Source organism: Dietzia sp. MNB45 (assembly GCF_051994785.1).
Classification (GTDB): domain Bacteria; phylum Actinomycetota; class Actinomycetes; order Mycobacteriales; family Mycobacteriaceae; genus Dietzia; species Dietzia kunjamensis.
Genome location: NZ_CP163397.1, coordinates 2848706 through 2867973 on the forward strand (window position 1 = coordinate 2848706; position 19268 = coordinate 2867973).

Here is a 19268-nt window from a genome sequence, read left to right on the forward strand (position 1 = left end):
GAACCGGCAAGGGGTGCAGCCAGGGTGACGAATCCGCCGTTGCGCCGCCCTGCCGGTGCCGCTAACCTTGCAGCACCAGAAGGGGAGTATCCCTCACACGCGTCGTCGTCATTCCGGCCCTCGGGCCCGGCGGCGCGGGCCGACCAGGCCGGGAGAGACCTTCGATCACCCACTGATCGAAAGGTCCCCGATAATGCACACCCCTCTCTGGCTCTGGCTCGCGGTCATCGCCTTCATCGTCGTGATGCTGGCCATCGACCTCGTCGCCCACCGCAAAGCACATGTCATCGGCGTCAGGGAAGCCGCGGTGTGGTCTGCCGTCTGGATCGCCCTCGGCGTCGGCTTCGGCGCGATCGTCTGGGCGGTCTGGGGCGCGGACTTAGGCCAGCAGTACTTCGCCGGGTATCTCATAGAGAAGTCCCTGGCAGTGGACAATGTCTTCGTCTGGGCGATCATCTTCGCCCACTTCGCGGTGCCCGCCCAGTTCCAGCACCGGGTCCTGTTCCTCGGCGTCCTGGGCGCGCTGGTATTCCGCGGCATCTTCATCGCGGGCGGCGCGCTGCTCATCCAGAACTTCTCCTGGATCCTGTACATTTTCGCCGCATTCCTGCTGTACACGGGCTTTCGCATGATCCGCCAGCGCGACGAGCACCTCAACCCGGACCAGTCCCGCATTCTCGCGGCCTTCCGCCGGCTGGTGCCCATGACGGACACGTTCCACGGTCAGCGGCTGCTGGTCCGTAAGGGCGGGCTGATCATGGCCACTCCCCTGTTGGCTGTGCTGGTACTGGTCGAGACGACCGATGTGGTCTTCGCCGTCGACTCCATTCCCGCCATCTTCGCGGTCACCGACGAGGTGTTCCTGGTTTTCACGGCCAACGCGTTCGCGATCCTGGGCCTGCGCGCGATGTACTTCCTGCTGGCGGATCTGGTCCACCGGTTCGTCTACCTCAAGATCGGGCTGGCACTGGTGCTGATGTGGGTCGGCGCGAAGATGCTGCTCAAGATCGACGTCTTCTACATTCCGACCCCCATCTCGCTGGCCGTGATCGCGACCATCCTCACCGTGTCGGTCGTGGCGAGCCTGTGGGCCACGCGTGGTCACGAGCGCCAGAGCCTGCCGACACCGGCCGAGCCTCCGTTCCGCATCGCCACCGCCGAGGAGGACGCGCAGCTCGAGCCGCTGTTCCGTCGCGGGCGGACGCGCGGCGTGTCAGAGGACTCCCCCGCCGCGACACCACGCTGACCGTTGCCGAAGAGCGTCCCGCGCACACCCCGCGAGAAGCGGGTGCGCGGGACTCTCTCGAGCCCCGGCCCGGGTACGCGTGACGCCTTATAACTTCCGGTTTTCGGGAGTAGGGTCGGCAACAACGCCGGTGATCCTCGTCACTAGCACGGGCCGCACCGGCACCTCTACGAAAGGGCCGGTCATGAGTGTCAACAGTTTCGGTTCGAGGGATTCGCTGGCAGTCGGGGGCGTGGACTACGAGGTCTACCGACTCGATCAGGTCTCCACCGCGGTCCCGCTCCCCTACAGCCTCAAGGTCCTGCTGGAGAATCTTCTGCGCAACGAGGACGGCCGAGTGGTGACGGCCGAGCAGGTCGAGGCACTGCGGGAGTGGACTCCCCAGTCCCCGCCGGAGCGGGAGATCCAGTACACGCCCGCCCGGGTGCTGATGCAGGACTTCACCGGGGTTCCGTGCGTGGTGGATCTGGTCGCGATGCGCGATGCCATCACCGACCTCGGCGGCGACCCCAAGAAGATCAATCCGCTCATCCCCGGCGAGCTCGTGATCGACCACTCGATCATCGCGGACGTATTCGGCCGCCCGGATGCGTTCGAGGTCAATGCCGAGCTGGAGTTCGGCCGCAACCAGGAGCGCTACCAGCTGCTCCGGTGGGCGCAGGAGTCGTTCGCCGACTTCGTGGTGGTCCCGCCGAACACCGGCATCTGCCACCAGGTCAACCTCGAGTACCTGTCCCGGGTCGTCTTCACGCGCGAGGGGACCGACGGTATGACCCAGGCCTACCCGGACACGCTCGTCGGTACCGACTCCCACACGCCGATGGTCAACGGTCTCGGCGTGCTGGGCTGGGGCGTCGGCGGCATCGAGGCGGAGGCCGCGTTGCTCGGCCAGCCGATGAGCATGCTGATCCCGCAAGTCATCGGGCTCAAGCTGACCGGCGAGTTGCGGGAGGGCACCACGGCCACCGATCTCGTCCTCACCGTCGCGGAGCTGCTGCGCCAGACCGGCGTGGTGGGCAAGTTCGTGGAGTTCTTCGGCCCGGGCGTCGCGGCGGTCCCGCTGGCCAACCGGGCCACGCTGGGCAACATGAGCCCCGAGTTCGGTTCGACCTGCGCCATCTTCCCCGTGGACGACGAGACGCTGGACTACCTGCGGCTGACCGGTCGGTCGGAACAGCAGATCGAGCTGGTCGAGGTCTACGCCAAGGAGCAGGGCCTGTGGCACGACCCGGACAACCCTGCCGAGTACAGCGAGGTCATCGAGCTGGACCTGGGGACGGTGGTGCCCTCGATCGCCGGACCCAAGCGGCCGCAGGACCGCATCGCGCTGGGTGATGCGCCGGCGGTGGTGCTGGGCAATCTCGACGAGGAGAAGAACCGGTCGGAGAAGGACGACGGGAGTCTGGATGACGCCTCGGCGGACTCCTTCCCCGCCAGCGACCCGGTCTCCCCCGGTTCCACTACGGCGAAGAACGAGCCTCCCCGCCACTACTCCGAGGAGCAGCTGACCGCCAACGCCGAGCTCGGGTGGCCGAGCGATCCGGCGGAGATCATGATCGGCGGCGACGAGTCGCCGGTGATCTTCGACCACGCGGACGTGGTCATCGCGGCGATCACCTCGTGCACCAACACGTCCAACCCCTCGGTGATGATCGGAGCGGCGCTGCTGGCCAAGAAGGCCGTGGAGCGTGGTCTGAAGCCCAAGCCGTGGGTCAAGACGACGTTGGCCCCCGGGTCTCGGGTCGTCACCGACTACTACGACCGGTCCGGCCTCACCCCGTACCTGGAGGAGCTCGGGTTCGATCTGGTCGGCTACGGCTGCACGACGTGTATCGGCAACTCCGGGCCGCTGACCCCGGCGGTGAGCAAGGCGGTCAATGACAAGGACCTCAACGTCGCCGCGGTCCTGTCGGGCAACCGCAACTTCGAGGGCCGCATCCACCCCGAGGTCAAGATGAACTTCCTGGCGTCCCCGCCGCTGGTCATCGCTTATGCGCTGGCCGGGACGATGCGCAAGAACCTTCTTGAGGACCCGCTCGGAACGGGCTCTGATGGCGAGCCGGTCTACCTCCGTGATGTGTGGCCCAGCTCGGCGGAGATCAAGGAGGTCGTGGACGCCAATCTTGAGGCAGACATGTTCACCAAGGGCTACGCCGACGTCTTCGACGGGGACGACAACTGGCGCGGCATGGACGTGCCGGGGGGTGACAAGTTCGACTGGACCGAGGACTCCACCTACATCCGCCGTCCGCCGTACTTCGACGGCATGGCGGTCGAGCCCGAGCCGATGCGGGACATCACCGACGCCCGCGTCCTGGCGCTGCTGGGCGATTCCGTGACCACGGACCACATCTCACCGGCCGGGGCGATCAAGCCCAGTTCGCCCGCGGGCGAGTACCTCCAGCAGCAGGGGGTCGAGCCGGCGGACTTCAATTCGTACGGGTCGAGGCGCGGCAACCATGAGGTGATGATCCGTGGCACGTTCGCCAACGTCCGGCTGCGGAATCTGTTGGCGCCCGGCACCGAGGGCGGGGTCACCACCCACTTCCCCAGTGGTGAGCAGACCAGCATCTATGACGCCTCGAACCGCTACGCCGAGGAGGGCGTGCCGTTGGTGGTGATCGCCGGGGCCGAGTACGGGTCCGGATCGTCGCGGGACTGGGCGGCCAAGGGTACGTCCCTGCTGGGGGTACGGGCGGTGATCGCGCAGTCGTACGAGCGGATCCACCGCTCGAACCTCATCGGGATGGGCGTCCTGCCCCTGCAGTTCCCCGAGGGCGAGTCCGCCGAGAGTCTCGGCCTCAAGGGCGACGAGTTGTTCTCAATCACCGGGCTCGAGGGCCGGGACAGCGTTCCGGAGGAGGTGACGGTCCGCGCCGGGGAGGGCGACTCGGCGGTCGAGTTCACGGCCAAGGTCCGCATCGACACCCCGGCGGAGGAGGCGTACTACGAGCACGGCGGCATTTTGCCGTACATGCTCCGGCAGATGCTCTGACCCCACGCCCCACCCCACGCCCCGCGACCCAGCCCCACGCCCCAAGCCCACCGACGCGAAGAGCGTTGGGGCCGCCCCGGCACCGGAAGTCTCGACGACAAAGACGACGACGACGAGGTGGGCGACCGCCGACGACCCGCAGTTGCGGCGAGAGCCGAACGTGACGAGTATTCGGTCAGGCGTCGAGGTCCCGCGTGCGCATGCTGAGCTGGTGACCCGGCGGCACCGGACCGAGGTTTCCTCGCGAACCGCCTTGACGCGCCCCGTCGTATTTGACCGCCTGGTAGTCGGCGAGGTCCACTGTCCGTCCGTCTTTCCGTCGGGACACAATGGTCCAATCCGACCCGGCTCGTCGCGCTATGACTCCCCATTTGCCGTTCGGAATGTCGGCCTGGTCAATTGTGCGCTCGATCTTCTTGAAGTCCGCCGAGACGCCCCGCGGGGCGGAACCCGGTGCACAGTAGTGCTCGAATGTGGGCCACCAGGCCCACGTTCCGGACACAGGCGCTAACGCTCCGGCCCTTGGCGCCGGTGTCTGGGACGAGGGGGCAGACGCCTTGGTGATGATCTTTTTTCGCCCCTCGAGCACGTCCTTCGTCTCGAGCAGCGCTCGCCGGAGTCGCGTCCTGCCGTCGCGGTTGTTGAGCCCGCGTTGCGATGGATGCGGAACGTCCTCGGGAACGTGAACGTTCGGAAGATCGAGACCCGCCCGCTGCCACCCATCCCGCGCGTGGTCACCCATGAGAAGAACGACCTCGAGATTGGGCAGCAGTGCGACAATCTCCCTGAGCCACCCCGCGCCCCGTTCGCGTTCAGCCGGCGACGACGCACCGTTCTTCTCGCCTGCGATCGGAGCCGGCGCGGCATTCCAATGGACGAACAACTCTGGACCCAGCTCGACGTCGTTGTAGAAGGTTGCACAATTCTTCGCGGAGCGATCATCGTTCTCCAGACTGAGCAGGCCAGAACCAGTTCCCGCTTCCGCTTTGGTCGACGGATTGTCGAGTAGTACCAACACCCGGGCGTCAACGCCCCCGAGCTGCGGATCGACGTACGGCACCAGTCCATGCTGGAGCCCTTCTGCATCCGCTACCGAATCCGCCACTGCGTTCAGAGCCGCGACGTGCGGAGCACGCAGATGGCGCTTCTTCTCCGCCAGCGCCTCCGCTGCCGCGTTGCGCCCGGGCACGAAGGGCCCAGTCCGCATATCCGCGATGGTGGCGACCAGGTGATTCTGTCCTTGATTCATGCGGCCACCTTCGCACACGTCTACGACAGCAACATTGTGAACGGTGAGGCAGTCAGTGTCCCTCGGTTCTTGGTATGCGAAGCACGCGATCCGGCCAGCGCCGCTGCTCGACGCAGGTAACGTCCGACACCATGCAGCCCTCGCCGGATCAGGCTTCCGAGAACCCGCCCGACCAGCCCGAGGTCATCCTTGATCGCCACGGCGAGATCGCCGTGATCCGGCTCAATCGTCCGACCAAGCTCAACGCGGCGACGTACGAGAACCTGACGGACATCATCACCGCGTTGGACAACTGCGATGCGGACGACGATGTGCGTGCCGTGGTCCTCACCGGCACGGGCCGGGCGTTCTGCGCGGGGGCCGATATCTCGGGCGGGGGCGACACGTTCGCGGCTGATCCCGATGTCGACACCGGCGGGGCCCCGCCGGACACCGGCGGTCAGGTCGCGCTGCGCATCTTCCGCATGACCAAGCCGGTCATCTCGGCGATCAACGGGTCGGCCGCGGGGGTCGGGGTGACCATGACCCTGCCGACGGACGTACGCATCGCCGCGGACACCGCCAAGTTCGGGTTCGTGTTCACACGCCGGGGTCTGGTCCCGGAGGCGTGCTCGACGTGGTTCCTGCCCCGCATCGTGGGCATCTCCACCGCGATCGAGTGGGCTGTGGGCGGCAAGACGATCCTCGCCGCCGAGGCCCTGGAGCGAGGGCTGGTGAGCGAGGTGCTCCCGGCCGACGAGGTCCTCCCGCGCGCCATCGAGGTCGCGCGCGAGATGACGCGGGGCACGTCGCCGGTGTCGGCCGCACTGACCCGCCAGCTGATGTGGCGCATGCTCGGTGCACCCGATCCCGAGGTGGCCCACCGCGCCGAGTCGATCGGCGTCTACACCCGCGGCAAGTCCGCCGATGTGCGCGCCGGCGTCACCGCGTTCCTCGCCAAGAAGGAGCCGGAGTTCCCGGACCGCGTGTCCGACGGGCTGCCCGACCTCTTCTCCTGACCCCGGCCGCTCTCGGGCCCACAACCGATAGGACCCCACCATGACTGCTGATGACCTCACGGGTCGCGTCGCGATCGTCACCGGATCGACGGCCGGACTCGGTGCCAGGTTCGCGCACGTACTCGCAGGCGCGGGCGCGACTGTGGTCGTCACCGGGCGGCGGGCCGAGCGGATCCGGGAGGTCGTCGAGTCCATCGGCCGGAGCGGGGGCAAGGCACACGGCGTCCGGCTCGACGTCACCGATCCCGCCTCGATCGAGGATTGCCTCACCGACGTCACAGAGCAGATCGGCCTCCCGCAGATCCTCGTCAACAACGCCGGCATCCCGGACGCGCAGCGTGCGCACAAGATGTCGTTGGAGCTGGTCGACGCCGTGCTGGACACCAATGTCTGTGGCCCGTGGCTCATGGCGACCGGTGTGGCGCGCCGCCTGATCGAGGCCGGGGTGCCGGGCCGGATCGTCAACATCACGTCGATGAGCGCCTACCAGTACGACGGCAACGGCGCGGCGCTCTACTCGACCACCAAGGCAGCGGTCAGTCGGATGACGGAGACCCTCGCCGTGGAGTGGTCGCGCAGGTTCATCAACGTCAATGCGATCGCCCCGGGGGTCTTCGCCTCGGAGATGACCGACGGCATGCTCTCCCGCGTGGGCGACATCGCGCCCGGGCTCCCCCGTCAGCGCCTCGGCCAGCCCGAGCAGATCGATTCGACGCTGCTCTACCTGGTGTCCGACGCGTCGGAGGCGGTCACCGGGACCGTCATCAAGATCGACGACGGGCAGCTCCCCCGCTGACCCCCGCTGACCCCTCAGCCGACGAGCAGGCCGCTCACGCCTCACACTTCGTCAGGTCCGTCTCGAGGAGCTCCTTGCCGACCGGGGTCACGTAGGTCGCCATCAGAACCACGTCCTCCGTACCGTGATTCCGGCTTTCATAGATCGAGCCCGCTTCCTCGATGTTCGAGTCCCCGACGCGGTAGATGCGGGAGCCGCCGGGGTGGCCATCGGAGTAGTGCGTGAGTTCGCCTTGCTTGACGACCGCGATCAGGGATCCGTGGTGGCAGTGTTCGCCGGTGCTCGCCCCGGGCTCGATCGTGATCTCGCGGAAGGTCACCGAGACGCCGTCGTCGCCGCCGTCCACCCGGAGGTCGACGGGGCGGGACTGTCGGCCCTGCACGATGTCGACGGCCAGGAAGGGCTGCGACCCCGCGATCGTCGAGGCGGGCGGGAGCGGCTCGGTCGGGTTCACGGTCCTCACCTCGGGCGTCTCCGCCGTCGGGTCGTCGGGACTGCACGCGGCCGTGGCGAGGACGCAGACACCGGCGAGTACCGAGATGGACGATCTGGTCAGTCTGTGGGGCATACCTACTGATCCCTGAGTCTGCTCGGACCGAAGGGGGCTCCGGTCGGCTACCTGAACGTTATCAGCGAACGGCATCGAGATTCGGCGCTCCATCGTTCTTCTGCCGTGTGTGTCCGGCGCGGCGCTGACCATGCCGCCCTGTGGAGGGACGACGACAACGGGACGACGACGGGGACGACGACGAGGGCAGCCCCTCATCGAAGCGCCGCCGCCTCGCGGAAGGCCGAACCGGTCGCGCGACCCCGCTGCTAGCGTGGGGCCTCTCTCACCCACCCAGGAGTTGCCGTGCCCCTGCCCCATTTCGCGTGTCGTCGTCTCGGCCTCGCGGTCGCCCTGGCCGGCGCGGTGAGCGCGCTCGGCACCGCCACCGCTGCCGCCGATCCGGACGCCGCGGGACTGCCCGCCGCGGCGCCTCCGGTGCCCCGCGGGATGCCGCAGGTCGTCAGCGACGTGCTCGGGCCGGAGGACCCGGCGTTCTGGAACCCGGCGATCCCGGGGACGAGGGTCCTGACTCCGCTCGAGCCGCGCGCCGAGGTGATCTGTGCGACGGGTTTCGTGCCGGTCATCTCGTGTTCGACCATCAACAGGTGGGACTTCTCGTCGGGGCAGCGTTCCCTGGAGTTCGCGGACGTGCCCGTGATCGGTGGGCCGCCCCTACGGGTGTGGTTCGACGTGCCCCGCCTGGGCGACGGGTCCACGCGCGAGCCGGTGAACCGCGCCGTGACCTGGTGGCTGACGGATCGCACGCTCTCGTAGCCCGTTCACCTAATCCACGCCCCGAGCGGCCCACTGACGGGGCCGGGCCTCAGTCCTCGCCGACCGAGACGGTCACCTCGATGTTGCCCCGCGTGGCCCGGGAGTACGGGCACAGCTCGTGGGCCAGCTTCGCGAGTTCGTCGGCCTGCTCGGCCTCGACGTCGGGGATGATGACCTCGAGGTCCACGGCGATGTCGATGCTCTCCTCGCCCGAGCGCACCAGTGACACCCGCGCGCCCACGGACGAGCCGTTGATCGTGACCTTCTTCGCCCGCGCCGCGCTCTGCAGGGCGGAGTGGAAGCAGGCGGCGAACCCGGCGGCGAACAGCTGCTCGGGATTGTTGCCCTCGCCCGAGCCGCCGAGTTCCTTCGGCGGGGCCATCTCCAGGTCCACGGCCTTGTCGGCGGTGGCGACGTGCCCGTCCCGGCCTCCGCCGGTGGAGAGGGCTTCGACGGTGTAGAGCGCATCGGACATTCAGAGATCTCCTCGGTCGGGGGCGTGCAGGTGTGGCCCAACGTACGCGGCGGCCGCGGGCGCTGCCGCCTGACCGCCGGGGGTCAGGCGAGTGGCCAGGCCGGCGATCAGAAGGGATTCGGAGCCACCTCCGCCGCGGACGTGTGCCCGCGCGGCCCGACCGATCAGAGCTCAGCCGCGACCGCGTATACCGCTGCGAGTTCCCGCAGGGTGGCGTGGTCCTGTCCGAGCAACCCCATGGGTGAGCGGCGGTCCGGCAGCGAGTCGGCCGGCGCTGTCCACCACGCGGTGGCGGCCTCGGGGTAGTGGCCGGCGTCGAGCATCCGGTTGATCATGGCGACGATGTTGTCCGGGTCGCGCGGGTCGAAGTGGTCGAGCTGGAACCGCGGGTAGACCCAGCGTCGGTCGCCGCGGAGCACGATGAGCCGGCCGTCCCTCGCGAAGGTCCGCAGCGCATCTGCGGGTGTGGAGCCGGGGACCACGCCCCGCTCGATGAGGATCTCGCATGCCTCGGTGGAGCAGGCGTGGGGTACCTGCAGCACGGCGCTGTGCACTGCGGAGGCGATCATCGCCCGACGGGCGGCAGCGGCGGGGTCGGCGGGCGGCCGGAACGGATCCCCAATCGGGAAGCGCGCTGCCCGGAGGGCTCCGTCGACCTGGTCGGCCACCCTGGCGAACGTCCTGCGCCGCCTCAATTCCCGCAGCATGACCTCGGTGAAGTGTCGGTCGTCGAGATCCCGCAGGGCACGCTCCGCGGTGTCCTCGGACACGGATCTCCGTGACGCCGTCCGGTTCTGAAGAGTCATCGCGGGCACCTCGCCTTCTCCAGCGAATTCTAGGCCGCGCGGTCGCCCGCAGCGAGGGGCTGGGCCGACTCGAAACATGCTGGAAACGTGGCCGCCGGTACGGGTCTCAGGACTCCGCCCGCCGCAGCTCGGCTGCCTTGCGGGCCAGGTACCGGCGCTCGGCCACCGACGTCGCCTCGGTGGCGGCGCGGCCGTACAGCCCGGCGGCCCCGCCGGTGTCCCCCGCCAGTTCGTGGAGGTACGCCTGCGCGGTGGTGCGCCGGGGCAGCGACTCCGGCAGGTCGACCAGCGCCGCCAGGCCGGCGTGCGGGCCGACGGCGTGGCCCACCGCGACGGCCCGCCCGAGCCGCGCCACGGGGTTGTCGCGCAGGGCGAGTAGCTCGTCGTACCACTCGACGATCTGGACCCAGTCGGTCTCGGCGGTGCGCGCGGCGTCGGCGTGCAGAGCGGCGATCGCGGCCTGCGCCTGGTACTCCCCCAGCTGGTCGCGTGCGAGCGCTGCCTGCAGGATCGCGACACCTTCCGCGATCGCCCGCGCGTCCCATCGGGTGCGGTCCTGCTCGGCGAGGGGGATCAGCTCGTCGTCGTCGCCGTCGTCGGCGTCCTCGCCAGCACCGGCGTCACCCCCGGCCCCGCCGCTCCTGAACCGCGCGGCGCGGCGCGCGTGGTGCAGCAGCATCAACGCGAGCAGGCCCCGCACCTCGGGGTGGTCGATGGCCGCCGACAGCTGCCGGGTCAGGCGCAGGGCCTCGGCGGCCAGGTCGACCTCGCCGGTGTAGCCCTCGTTGAACACCAGGTACAGCACCCGCAGCACGGTGGCCACGTCGCCGGGCCGGTCGAGGCGCTCGCCGGCGATGGTGCGTTTGGCGCGGCTGATTCGCTGCGCCATGGTCGCCTCGGGCACGAGGAACGCCCGCGCGATCTGGCGGGTGGTCAGCCCACCCACCGCGCGGAGGGTCAGCGCGATCGCCGACGGCATCGGCAGCGACGGGTGGGCGCACAGGAAGTAGAGCCAGAGGGTGTCGTCGGTGGGGTCCGGAGGCACGAGCAACGACGACGACAGCGACGACGAGCCCAGCCCCTGTTCCTCCGCCGCCCGCTGCTCCCGGCGCCGACGGGCGCCCTCGGAACGGACGATGTCGAGGAATCTGCGCCAGGCCACGGCCGTCAGCCAGGCGCAGGGGTCGCGCGGTGGGTCGTCAGGCCAGACGCGCAGTGCCTCGATGAGCGCCTCCTGGACGGCGTCCTCGGCCGTGGCGAAGTCGGCGCCGCGGCGGATGAGGATGCCGATGACCTGCGGCGTCAGCGTCCGGAGGTCGGGGGCGGTCATGGCACCGGCTCGTCTAGGCGTGGCCGGTGCGCGGGCTGTTCTTCTGCAGGCGGTCGATGTGCTCGGAGGCCTCGGCCTTCGTCAGCGTCGCCGGGAGTTCCTCGCCGGCCTCGCGGGCGAGGGTATCGAGGTAGCTCTTCTGCGCCTCCGTCATGGGCTCGTCGCCGGTGACCCAGTCGTCGGGGTCACGCTGCACCGAGCTGCCGTCGGTGGTCCGGCCCTCGGGGACGGGCGAACCGAGGGTCTCCTCTGCGCGGTTCTGGTTCTCGTCGGGCATCGGGGTGGTCGCGTCCGGGTTGGTCATGCCCGCACGGTACGCCCGGGCTCCCGATCGAACCACCGGCCAGTGCGGGGTGCCCGACACCAAAATGGGGATGGTCACTGGGACCTGCTGGGGATACGATGTGGGAAACAAGGTGGGATTCAGCAGTGACAGCCCACACGTCAGGGAGCATCACGATGGCGATACTTCATCGGCGGCCGGATCTCGCCGCGTACGAAGAGGCGAACCGGATGACGAACGCCGAGCTCGTCGGTGCACTCCGGCCACTCCTGGGTGATCGGTTGGTCGCCTACTTGGGGCAAGTCAAAGAAACCCGTGCGGTACGGGGATGGGCCGACGGCACCCGACAGATCGCCGGGCCGGAAACCGTGGAACGGCTTCGAATCGCCTACCGGATCGCTCGAATGATCTGCGAGCGCGATTCCCCGGCGGTCGCCCAGGCGTGGATGCAAGGACTCAATCCGCTTCTCGATGACAGGGCCCCGGCTCTGCTGCTCCGCGATGGTGACGTCGGAGAAACCGGCCCGATGGTGCTCGCCGCCGCGCGTCAATTCGTATCGGTCGGATGAGCCGCGAGACGGTAGTCCGTACCGACGCCGGCAACATAGTCGTCCGGAGACACACCGCCATAACAGTTCACCGCGTGGGATTCGCTCCCACACCGTGGCAGTGGGCCGATTGGGCTTACGCAGAGGACGGCCGATTCGATGGACGGTGGGACGACCCCGGAGGCTCCAGAATCGCCTCCTGGCTCCACGGGGTCACAGACGTAGACGACGTCCCACTCGACGGAATCGAATTCGCCTCCCGACACGGGGACGACCTCACCTTGTGGGCGATCTTCGAACGCTCCCGAGATGGGGACGTGTCAGCCATCCTGGCGCCGCGCTTCGACAACGCGGGTCTCGGAACGGGTGACGCGGACCTCAACCGCGCGATGGAATTGCTCGGCCTGCGCTGGGCCGACTGAGGCGGACCGGCCGCGGTCAATCCTCGATCTCGGTCGGAGCGGTGAGCAGCGGCCGCAGTTCGAGCCACTCACGAATCGGTTCGCCGCCCGGCCCCGGGGCCGCGGACAGTTCGGACGCCAGCGCCAGGGCCCGGTCGTAGTCGGCCACATCGATGATCATCCAGCCGGCGATCAGGTCCTTGGTCTCGGCGAAGGGGCCGTCGGTCAGCGGCGGGCGGCCCTCGCCGTCGTACCGCACCCACGTCCCCGACTCCGACAGTGCGTGGGAGTCCACGTACTCCCCGGAGTCCCGCAACCGGTCCGCGAAGTCCTCCATGTACTGGAAGTGGGCGGCGACGTCGTCGGGGTCCCATTCGCCCAGCGGCGGATAGGTGGGCTCCTCCGGAGCGGAGCCGCGGTAGTGCTTGAGCATCAAATACTTGGCCATGACAGAACCTCCTCGTGCTGTGCGACCCAGTGTGGTCGCTTCACCGGGGAGACGGAACAGGTCGCGGGTTCTCGACATCGGGGCCGCCGCCCACCGCCATGGCCCGAGCCGTCGCCGATCCGCCGCGCCGGGCGCAGAGTTTCTAGTAGAACTTGTTCCAGTAATCAATTTAAGAAACCGACTTAGGGATGGGCATGGGAACTCTGGACGGACGGGTGGCCGTGGTGACCGGCGCCGGGATGGGCATCGGCCGGGGGATCGCCGGGGCGCTGGCCCGCGAGGGCGCCTCGGTGGTGGTGGCCGAGATCGACGAGGCCGCCGGCACGGACACCGCGCAGTGGCTGCGGGACGAGTGGGGCGCGCAGGCCGAGTTCGTGCGCACCGATGTCACCGACAAGGAGCAGGTCCAGGCCATGGTGGACGCCGCCACCGACCGCTTCGGCCGCCTGGACATCCTGGTCAACAACGCCTGGCGGGGATCGGGGTTCGCCCGCCTGGAGAACATGACCGACGACAAGCTGCGCGCCGGCTTCGACATGGCCGTGATGGCCGCGTTCTGGGCGATGCAGGCGGCCCTGCCGGAGCTGGAGAAGCGCGGGACCGGCCGGGTCATCAACCTGTGCTCGCTCAACGGCGTCAACGCGCACATGTACTCGGTGCAGTACAACGCGGCCAAGGAAGCGCTGCGGACCCTCACCCGCACGGCCGCCCGGGAGTGGGCGCCGCGTCAGGTGTGCTGCAACGTCATCTGCCCCGGCGCGCAGAGCGAGGCCTATCGGCGGGTGGCGGAGGCCGATCCGGAGATGGCGGCGGGCATGGCGGCGGCCAATCCGATGGGCCGCGTCGGCGACCCGCTCGCCGACATCGGCCCGGTGGCGGCGTTCCTCGCGGGCGACGCCAGCCGCTACCTCACCGGCAACACCCTGTTCGTCGACGGTGGGGCGCACATCAACGGTGTGCAGTGGGCGCCGTCGGTGGACTGAGGAACGACGACGACGAGGGCCTTCAGCAGCAGGACGAGCCCGCGGTCGCGGCCCCCTCGGAACGGGTCGAGTCGGCCGGGTCGTCGAGGTGCTGTGGGCTCGTGCCGAAGGTCTCGGTGTCGGCGAGGACGGTGTAGACCTCCCACTTCTCCCCCGCCGGCCCGGTGACCCACACCTTGTCCTGGGTGGCGAAGCAGCAGGTGGTGCCGATCTCCTCGTCGGTGAACAGCCCCTCGTCGGTCAGACGGGCGATCTCGGCGTGCACCTTCTCCGACGACTCGACCTCCACCCCGAGGTGGTTGATGGAGCCACCCTTGCCGGGGTTCTCGAGCAGGACGAGCTTGAGCGGCGGCTCGGCGATCGCGAAGTTCGCGTAGCCCGGCTTGAGCTTGGCGGGCTGGACGCCGAAGAGCTTCGAGTAGAACGTCACCGCCTCGTCGAGGTCGTCGACGTTGAGGGCGAGTTGGGCGCGGGACATGGCGGCCTCCACCTGTGTGATGTATATCGAATCGGATTGCTCCTGCCAGAGTGCTCTTGGTCTTCGATATATGTCAAGAGGGTTGCTAGAATCGGCTCATGCCCAGAGCGCTCCCGGTGATCGACGTCAGCGGACCCATCTGTTGCGAGCCCGTGTCGGCCGCCCCCATGAGCGATGCCGCTGCCCTCGAACTGGCGCTGCGCCTCAAGGCCCTCGCCGACCCGGTTCGCCTCAAGCTCGTGTCGATCCTGCTCACCGACAGCGGCGACGGCGTGTGCACCTGCGACCTCGCCACGGGTGTCGACCTGGCCGAATCCACCGTCAGCTACCACCTCGGGCAGTTGCGCAAGGCCGGCATGGTCGACTCGCAGCGCCGCGGCATGAACGTCTACCACCGGGCCCGCGCAGAGTCGCTCGACGCCCTGCGCGGGGTGCTCGACCCGAACTGCTGCCGCTGACCGCCCGGCAGGCTGACCACTCAGTCGACGCGCAAACCACCCCACGGCCGTCGCGCCTCGGCGGACACTGTTTTCCGTGCACACGATCGAGGCAGAGGACTACCGGCGCGAGATCCTCGGCTACTGCTACCGCTACTTCGGCTGCTTCGCCGAGGACGCGACGCAGGAGACCATGCTCCGCGCGTGGAGGGCCCGGGACGGCGCCGGGTTCCAGGGCCGGTCGTCCCTGCGCACGTGGCTGTACTCGATCGCAACCCACGTCTGCCTGGACATGACCCGGGCTCCGCAGCGCAGGGCCCTGCCCGCGGACCTCACCGGACCCGGCCGCGTGCCCGACGACCCCACGACGCTGACCACCCTGCCCGAGACCACCTGGATCGGCCCGGCGAGCGACGCACACCTGGGGATCGACCCCTCTGCGACCGCGATCGAGCGTGAGTCCGTCCGACTCGCCTTCGTCGCCGCCCTCCAGTACCTGCCACCCCGGCAGCGGGTCGTCCTGCTCCTGCGCGACGTCCTCGACCACTCGGCCGCGGAGTGCGCCGGCCTGCTCGGCATGACCCTCCCGTCCGTCAACTCCGCACTCGCCCGTGCCCGGAAGACCCTGTCCCGGCACGAGATCGCGCCTCCCGGACACGACGTCGACGCGGGCCTGCTCGAGCAGTACGTCGCGGCGTTCGAGGCCTACGACGTCGACCGCCTGGTCGCCCTGCTCACCGACGACGCCGAGTTCACCATGCCGCCGTTCGAACTCTGGCTGCGCGGAGCGGAGGAGATCGAACGGTGGTGGCGTGGTCCGGGCGAGGTCTGCCGGAACGCGCGCACGATCGTCACCTCCGCCAACGGCCGGCCAGCCGTCGCGGTCTACCACCAGGCCGGCGACCAGCGCTGGGAGCCGTTCGCGATCCACGTCCTCGACTCCGCCGCCGGCCGCATCTCGGCCATCACCCACTTCATCGGCGCGCACCACTTCGCCGAGTTCGGCCTCCCCGCACAGTTGCCGTAGTCGCGGAGCCCCTGTGCCCCCGACCCCGCCGGCGTGCTGGCCGACCGGCGCGCCGAAGAATTTCCCGCGGCACCGATCATTTCCGCCGCCCCGTCCCGTCTACCCCTGTGAAGGCAACTCCCCCGGGCCACGGGCACCCGCTCGACCGGCCCCCGAAACCCCGCAGGAGGGATCATCATGAGCCGCAGGATCACCGCGCACATGTTCTCCACGCTCAACGGCGTGTCCGAGCACGCGGAGCGCTGGCAGTTCGACGCGTTCGGCCCCGACGAGATGCAGTCCATGCAGCAGATGACCACCACCACCACGGACCTGGTGCTGGGCCGCACGCTCTGGCAGGAATGGTCCGGGTTCTGGCCCACCTACGCCGACGACCCGTTCGCCCAGTGGGTCAACCCGGTCCGCAAGCACGTGCTCACCTCGACGCTGACCGGCGACCTGCCGTGGAACAGCACGATCGTCTCCGGCGACCCGGCGGAGTACCTCGAGGAGCTGCGCACGCGGCCCGGCGGCGGCATCGCCGTGGGCGGCGGGATCGAGACGACCCGAAGACTGGTCCTGGCCGGCCTGGTCGACGAACTCACCCTGACCATCCACCCGGTGATCACCGGCGACGGTCGCAGGCTCTTCGACGACTCCGTCCCCACCACGCGGCTGCAACTGCGGAGCTCCACCCAGACCCCGGCGGGCAACATCGTCGCCACCTACTCCGTCCGCCCGGACACCCCGGCCGCCTGACCGGCCCACCCAGCACCCACACGCACATCACCCACCAGCAAGGAGAACCCCATGTCATTCCAGGCCTACCTCGACACGATCGAGACCAAGACCGGACTCACTCCCCGGCAACTGGTCGACGCCGCCACCGAGAAGGGCTTCGGCCCCGGAACCAAGGCGGGCCCGATCCTCGCGTGGCTCAAGGAGGACTACGACCTGGGCCGTGGACACGGGATGGCGCTGGGCCACGTCATCACCAAGGGTCCGACGATCGACCCGAAGCACGTGGGGTCGGGGGGCTCCCACTCCGACGCCTCCGACCCGCTGTGGCTGGACGGGGCGGCCACCAACCCCGACAGGTGACAGGACGGCCGGCCCGTGACAGGGCCGGCGGCCGACGCGGGCGCCCGAGGGGTACCTCCCCGACGGCAGCCCGGAGGCATGGTCTAGAGTTCTTTCTCGCAACGCGGTGAGCGAGCGCGAGCCTGCGGAGCGATGCGGATGTGGCGCAGCTGGTAGCGCATCACCTTGCCAAGGTGAGGGTCGCGAGTTCGAATCTCGTCATCCGCTCTCGTGAACCACATGGCATTCGCTGTTTCCTCAACCAACAGCCGGACGCCGCTCTACCCTCCTGACATGAGTAGAGGCGCGTCCCTCCTGCGAATCACCCTCGCGTACGTCATCGCCATCGCCGCCGGATTGGCGTGGCTGGTGTGGGGTCCGGGCACCGGGCAGTTGTGGCTGGACGGGCTGATCGCCGACCTCGTGGCGACACTCGTGATCTTTGCGGCCAGCCGCATCTTCGGGAACTCCAGCACGTATGACGCCTACTGGTCGGTCATCCCGCCGCTCCTGGCGTTCTACTGGTGGGTCGCCGCCGATGCCGGCGTGAACGACGTCCGCTGGTGGCTCATGATGGCGGTGCTGGTGGCGTGGGCGATCCGCCTCACCGCCAACTGGGTCCGCACCTTCCCCGGGATGCATCACGAGGACTGGCGCTACCCGCTGGTCCGCGAGCGGGCCGGGAAGTTCGGCCTCGTCGCCGACCTCATGGGGATCCACGTCTTCCCGACCCTGGTGGTGTTCGCCGGCCTCATCCCCGTCTACGTGGTGGCTACGCGCGCGGGGCAGCCGCTCGGCTGGTTGGACATCGTCGCGTTCGCCGTCGGTATCGCCGCACTGGCCCTGGAGACGATCGCCGACCTGCAGATGCACCGCTTCCTCGCCACCCGTACGCCGGGCCAGGTCATGCAGACCGGGGTGTGGTCGTGGTCGCGACACCCGAACTACGTCGGCGAGTGCGGCATCTGGCTGTCGATGGCCCTGTTCGGCCTGGCCGCCTGGCCCGGCGCATGGTGGGTGTTCGTCGGCGCCGCCGCGATGCTCGCGATGTTCCTGGGCGTGAGCATCCCGATGATGGAACGCCGCAGCCTCGAACGCCGCCCCGAGTACGACGACGTCATGCAGCGCGTGTCCCGGTTCCTCCCGCGACCGCCCAGGAAGGCCACCGCCCGCGTATGACGCGGCGCCGCATATGACCCGGCCCCGCGCGTGACCCGCCCCCGCGTCGTGATCGTCGGCCTCGGCGACACGGGCGTCCTCACCGTCATCGCGCTGCACCGGTATGCCGACGTCGTGGGAATCACCGCCACGCCGGAGTTCGTCAGCGGCCAGGAGCTCGGCCTGCGCCTGGCCCGGCCGCAGGCGTGGGAGCGGGACTACCGCATCGCCTACCGCCGGTTCCGCGGCCTCGACCGCACGCGCATCGTGCACGGCACCGCGACCGGCCTGGACACCCGCGAGCGGCTCGTGCGTGTCACCCTCGCGGACGGCACAGGGGGCGACAGCACAGTGGCCGAGGAACCGTACGACGTCGTCGTCGTCGCCACCGGGGTGACCAACGGCTTCTGGCGCCACCCCACCCTCCGGGACGCGGCGGACGTCGACGCCGACCTTGCCTCGCCGCACCAGCGCCTCGCGGCGGCCGGGTCGGTGGCGGTGATCGGCGGCGGTGCGGCGGCGGTGAGCGCGGCCGCGCAGGTGGCCGAGCGGTGGCCGGCCACGGCCGTGGGCCTCTACTTCCCCGGCGAGCGCGCGCTGCCCCATCACCACCACCGCGTCTGGCTGCGCGTGCGGTCCCGCCTCGAGCGCCTCGGCGTGGGCCTGCACCCCGGGCACCGCGCGGACCTGCCGCCCGACCACGACACCCGCCACCTCACCGGCGGGCCCGTCTCCTGGACCACGGGGCAGCCGCCGGCCGACGCCGACGTGGTGCTCTGGGCGATCGGCCGCGTCACCCCCAACACCGCGTGGCTGCCCGGCGGGATGCTCGACGAGAGCGGATTCGTCGCCGTGGAGCCGTCGCTGCAGGTCACCAGCTATCCAGGGGTGTTCGCGGTCGGGGACGTCGCGGCCACCGACCCGCTGCGCACCTCCGCCCGCAACCGCGGACACGTCCTGCTCGCGCGCAACATCCGGGCGCATCTCGCCGGCGACCCACTACGCGCCTACCGCCCGCCGCCGCGCCGATGGGGCTCGGTGCTCGGCCCGCTCCGTGACGGCCTGATCGTGTTCACGCCCACCGGCCGAGGCGTGCGCGTGCCGGCGCGGGTCAACGACGTCGTGCTCCAGCGCCTCATCACCCGCCAGAGGATCTACGGCGGGGTGCGGCGCCGACCGCGGTGACCCGCTCGCGGCGATCGCGCCCGCGGCGAATCGTGTACACAC

21 protein-coding genes and 1 tRNA gene are annotated in these 19268 nt (G+C 69.6%); 14 read left to right on the forward strand and 8 right to left on the reverse strand.

Annotated elements, in window-relative coordinates:
- The first annotated feature begins 193 nt into the window (after positions 1 to 193).
- Positions 194 to 1246: a TerC family protein gene (locus AB5G72_RS13690; protein ID WP_440220098.1), complete on the forward strand. Its 1053-nt coding sequence runs from the start codon at positions 194 to 196 to the stop codon at positions 1244 to 1246.
- Between the two features lie 184 nt (positions 1247 to 1430).
- On the forward strand, positions 1431 to 4241 hold the full coding sequence (locus AB5G72_RS13695; protein WP_440220099.1) for an aconitate hydratase: 2811 nt from the start codon (positions 1431 to 1433) through the stop codon (positions 4239 to 4241).
- Positions 4242 to 4416: 175 nt separating this feature from the next.
- Here the strand turns inward: AB5G72_RS13695 and AB5G72_RS13700 are convergent, their stop codons facing one another.
- On the reverse strand, positions 4417 to 5490 hold the full coding sequence (locus tag AB5G72_RS13700; RefSeq protein ID WP_182646148.1) for a uracil-DNA glycosylase: 1074 nt from the start codon (positions 5488 to 5490) through the stop codon (positions 4417 to 4419).
- Between the two features lie 131 nt (positions 5491 to 5621).
- Between AB5G72_RS13700 and AB5G72_RS13705 the strand changes: the two genes are divergently transcribed.
- A complete protein-coding gene (locus AB5G72_RS13705; RefSeq protein WP_440220100.1) occupies positions 5622 to 6488 on the forward strand; it encodes an enoyl-CoA hydratase-related protein in 867 nt (288 codons plus the stop codon).
- Positions 6489 to 6528: 40 nt separating this feature from the next.
- Positions 6529 to 7284: an SDR family NAD(P)-dependent oxidoreductase gene (locus AB5G72_RS13710; RefSeq protein WP_440220101.1), complete on the forward strand. Its 756-nt coding sequence runs from the start codon at positions 6529 to 6531 to the stop codon at positions 7282 to 7284.
- Positions 7285 to 7318: 34 nt separating this feature from the next.
- Here the strand turns inward: AB5G72_RS13710 and AB5G72_RS13715 are convergent, their stop codons facing one another.
- On the reverse strand, positions 7319 to 7852 hold the full coding sequence (locus AB5G72_RS13715; protein ID WP_440220102.1) for a cupin domain-containing protein: 534 nt from the start codon (positions 7850 to 7852) through the stop codon (positions 7319 to 7321).
- A gap of 285 nt (positions 7853 to 8137) precedes the next feature.
- Here AB5G72_RS13715 and AB5G72_RS13720 point away from each other — a divergent pair, with 285 nt between their 5' ends.
- Positions 8138 to 8608 (forward strand): hypothetical protein, encoded by a 471-nt coding sequence (locus AB5G72_RS13720; RefSeq protein ID WP_440220103.1) that lies wholly within the window; start codon positions 8138 to 8140, stop codon positions 8606 to 8608.
- A 49-nt stretch (positions 8609 to 8657) separates the two neighbouring features.
- On the opposite strand, the gene AB5G72_RS13725 is transcribed toward AB5G72_RS13720, so the two are convergent.
- The 4 genes from AB5G72_RS13725 to AB5G72_RS13740 form a co-directional block, all read right to left on the reverse strand.
- Positions 8658 to 9083, reverse strand: coding sequence for an organic hydroperoxide resistance protein (locus AB5G72_RS13725; RefSeq protein ID WP_069390463.1), 426 nt, complete (start codon positions 9081 to 9083; stop codon positions 8658 to 8660).
- A 164-nt stretch (positions 9084 to 9247) separates the two neighbouring features.
- Positions 9248 to 9853 carry a hypothetical protein gene (locus tag AB5G72_RS13730; RefSeq protein WP_440220104.1) on the reverse strand — a complete coding sequence of 202 codons (606 nt, stop codon included), beginning with the start codon at positions 9851 to 9853 and terminating at the stop codon, positions 9248 to 9250.
- Positions 9854 to 9995: 142 nt separating this feature from the next.
- A complete protein-coding gene (locus AB5G72_RS13735; RefSeq protein WP_440220105.1) occupies positions 9996 to 11219 on the reverse strand; it encodes an RNA polymerase sigma factor in 1224 nt (407 codons plus the stop codon).
- Between the two features lie 13 nt (positions 11220 to 11232).
- Positions 11233 to 11523, reverse strand: a complete 291-nt coding sequence (locus AB5G72_RS13740) for a DUF3072 domain-containing protein (protein ID WP_159147892.1) — start codon at positions 11521 to 11523, stop codon at positions 11233 to 11235.
- 155 nt (positions 11524 to 11678) lie between these two features.
- Here AB5G72_RS13740 and AB5G72_RS13745 point away from each other — a divergent pair, with 155 nt between their 5' ends.
- Positions 11679 to 12071: a hypothetical protein gene (locus AB5G72_RS13745; protein WP_069388672.1), complete on the forward strand. Its 393-nt coding sequence runs from the start codon at positions 11679 to 11681 to the stop codon at positions 12069 to 12071.
- Positions 12072 to 12488: 417 nt separating this feature from the next.
- Here the strand turns inward: AB5G72_RS13745 and AB5G72_RS13750 are convergent, their stop codons facing one another.
- Entirely contained in the window at positions 12489 to 12899 is a 411-nt protein-coding gene (locus AB5G72_RS13750) for a YciI family protein (RefSeq protein WP_067716108.1), read from the reverse strand.
- Between the two features lie 194 nt (positions 12900 to 13093).
- Here AB5G72_RS13750 and AB5G72_RS13755 point away from each other — a divergent pair, with 194 nt between their 5' ends.
- Positions 13094 to 13882 (forward strand): SDR family NAD(P)-dependent oxidoreductase, encoded by a 789-nt coding sequence (locus tag AB5G72_RS13755; RefSeq protein WP_440220106.1) that lies wholly within the window; start codon positions 13094 to 13096, stop codon positions 13880 to 13882.
- A gap of 22 nt (positions 13883 to 13904) precedes the next feature.
- Here the strand turns inward: AB5G72_RS13755 and AB5G72_RS13760 are convergent, their stop codons facing one another.
- Positions 13905 to 14360, reverse strand: a complete 456-nt coding sequence (locus tag AB5G72_RS13760; RefSeq protein ID WP_440220107.1) for an ArsI/CadI family heavy metal resistance metalloenzyme — start codon at positions 14358 to 14360, stop codon at positions 13905 to 13907.
- Between the two features lie 98 nt (positions 14361 to 14458).
- Between AB5G72_RS13760 and AB5G72_RS13765 the strand changes: the two genes are divergently transcribed.
- From AB5G72_RS13765 to AB5G72_RS13795, 7 genes are all read left to right on the forward strand, one after another.
- Positions 14459 to 14818, forward strand: a complete 360-nt coding sequence (locus AB5G72_RS13765) for an Rv2640c family ArsR-like transcriptional regulator (RefSeq protein ID WP_317468868.1) — start codon at positions 14459 to 14461, stop codon at positions 14816 to 14818.
- A 76-nt stretch (positions 14819 to 14894) separates the two neighbouring features.
- Positions 14895 to 15824 (forward strand): RNA polymerase subunit sigma-70, encoded by a 930-nt coding sequence (locus tag AB5G72_RS13770; protein WP_440220108.1) that lies wholly within the window; start codon positions 14895 to 14897, stop codon positions 15822 to 15824.
- 177 nt (positions 15825 to 16001) lie between these two features.
- Complete coding sequence (locus AB5G72_RS13775) at positions 16002 to 16562, forward strand: dihydrofolate reductase family protein (RefSeq protein WP_440220109.1); 561 nt, start codon at positions 16002 to 16004, stop codon at positions 16560 to 16562.
- Positions 16563 to 16613: 51 nt separating this feature from the next.
- Positions 16614 to 16904 (forward strand): DUF4287 domain-containing protein, encoded by a 291-nt coding sequence (locus AB5G72_RS13780; protein WP_440220110.1) that lies wholly within the window; start codon positions 16614 to 16616, stop codon positions 16902 to 16904.
- 134 nt (positions 16905 to 17038) lie between these two features.
- Positions 17039 to 17111: transfer RNA gene (locus AB5G72_RS13785), tRNA-Gly, on the forward strand.
- 66 nt (positions 17112 to 17177) lie between these two features.
- Positions 17178 to 18062, forward strand: a complete 885-nt coding sequence (locus tag AB5G72_RS13790) for a DUF1295 domain-containing protein (RefSeq protein ID WP_440220111.1) — start codon at positions 17178 to 17180, stop codon at positions 18060 to 18062.
- Between the two features lie 30 nt (positions 18063 to 18092).
- Positions 18093 to 19226: an FAD-dependent oxidoreductase gene (locus AB5G72_RS13795; RefSeq protein WP_440220112.1), complete on the forward strand. Its 1134-nt coding sequence runs from the start codon at positions 18093 to 18095 to the stop codon at positions 19224 to 19226.
- The last annotated feature ends 42 nt before the right edge of the window (positions 19227 to 19268 follow it).

Excerpts from the sequence above, each read along its gene's own strand:
- AB5G72_RS13690 (WP_440220098.1), top strand. The coding sequence starts at position 194 with ATGCACACCCCTCTCTGGCTCTGGCTCGCGGTCATCGCCTTCATCGTC.
- AB5G72_RS13695 (WP_440220099.1), top strand. The coding sequence starts at position 1,431 with ATGAGTGTCAACAGTTTCGGTTCGAGGGATTCGCTGGCAGTCGGGGGC.
- AB5G72_RS13700 (WP_182646148.1), bottom strand. The coding sequence starts at position 5,490 with ATGAATCAAGGACAGAATCACCTGGTCGCCACCATCGCGGATATGCGG.
- AB5G72_RS13705 (WP_440220100.1), top strand. The coding sequence starts at position 5,622 with ATGCAGCCCTCGCCGGATCAGGCTTCCGAGAACCCGCCCGACCAGCCC.
- AB5G72_RS13710 (WP_440220101.1), top strand. The coding sequence starts at position 6,529 with ATGACTGCTGATGACCTCACGGGTCGCGTCGCGATCGTCACCGGATCG.
- AB5G72_RS13715 (WP_440220102.1), bottom strand. The coding sequence starts at position 7,852 with ATGCCCCACAGACTGACCAGATCGTCCATCTCGGTACTCGCCGGTGTC.
- AB5G72_RS13725 (WP_069390463.1), bottom strand. The coding sequence starts at position 9,083 with ATGTCCGATGCGCTCTACACCGTCGAAGCCCTCTCCACCGGCGGAGGC.
- AB5G72_RS13735 (WP_440220105.1), bottom strand. The coding sequence starts at position 11,219 with ATGACCGCCCCCGACCTCCGGACGCTGACGCCGCAGGTCATCGGCATC.
- AB5G72_RS13740 (WP_159147892.1), bottom strand. The coding sequence starts at position 11,523 with ATGACCAACCCGGACGCGACCACCCCGATGCCCGACGAGAACCAGAAC.
- AB5G72_RS13745 (WP_069388672.1), top strand. The coding sequence starts at position 11,679 with ATGGCGATACTTCATCGGCGGCCGGATCTCGCCGCGTACGAAGAGGCG.
- AB5G72_RS13750 (WP_067716108.1), bottom strand. The coding sequence starts at position 12,899 with ATGGCCAAGTATTTGATGCTCAAGCACTACCGCGGCTCCGCTCCGGAG.
- AB5G72_RS13755 (WP_440220106.1), top strand. The coding sequence starts at position 13,094 with ATGGGAACTCTGGACGGACGGGTGGCCGTGGTGACCGGCGCCGGGATG.
- AB5G72_RS13760 (WP_440220107.1), bottom strand. The coding sequence starts at position 14,360 with ATGTCCCGCGCCCAACTCGCCCTCAACGTCGACGACCTCGACGAGGCG.
- AB5G72_RS13765 (WP_317468868.1), top strand. The coding sequence starts at position 14,459 with ATGCCCAGAGCGCTCCCGGTGATCGACGTCAGCGGACCCATCTGTTGC.
- AB5G72_RS13775 (WP_440220109.1), top strand. The coding sequence starts at position 16,002 with ATGAGCCGCAGGATCACCGCGCACATGTTCTCCACGCTCAACGGCGTG.
- AB5G72_RS13780 (WP_440220110.1), top strand. The coding sequence starts at position 16,614 with ATGTCATTCCAGGCCTACCTCGACACGATCGAGACCAAGACCGGACTC.
- AB5G72_RS13790 (WP_440220111.1), top strand. The coding sequence starts at position 17,178 with ATGAGTAGAGGCGCGTCCCTCCTGCGAATCACCCTCGCGTACGTCATC.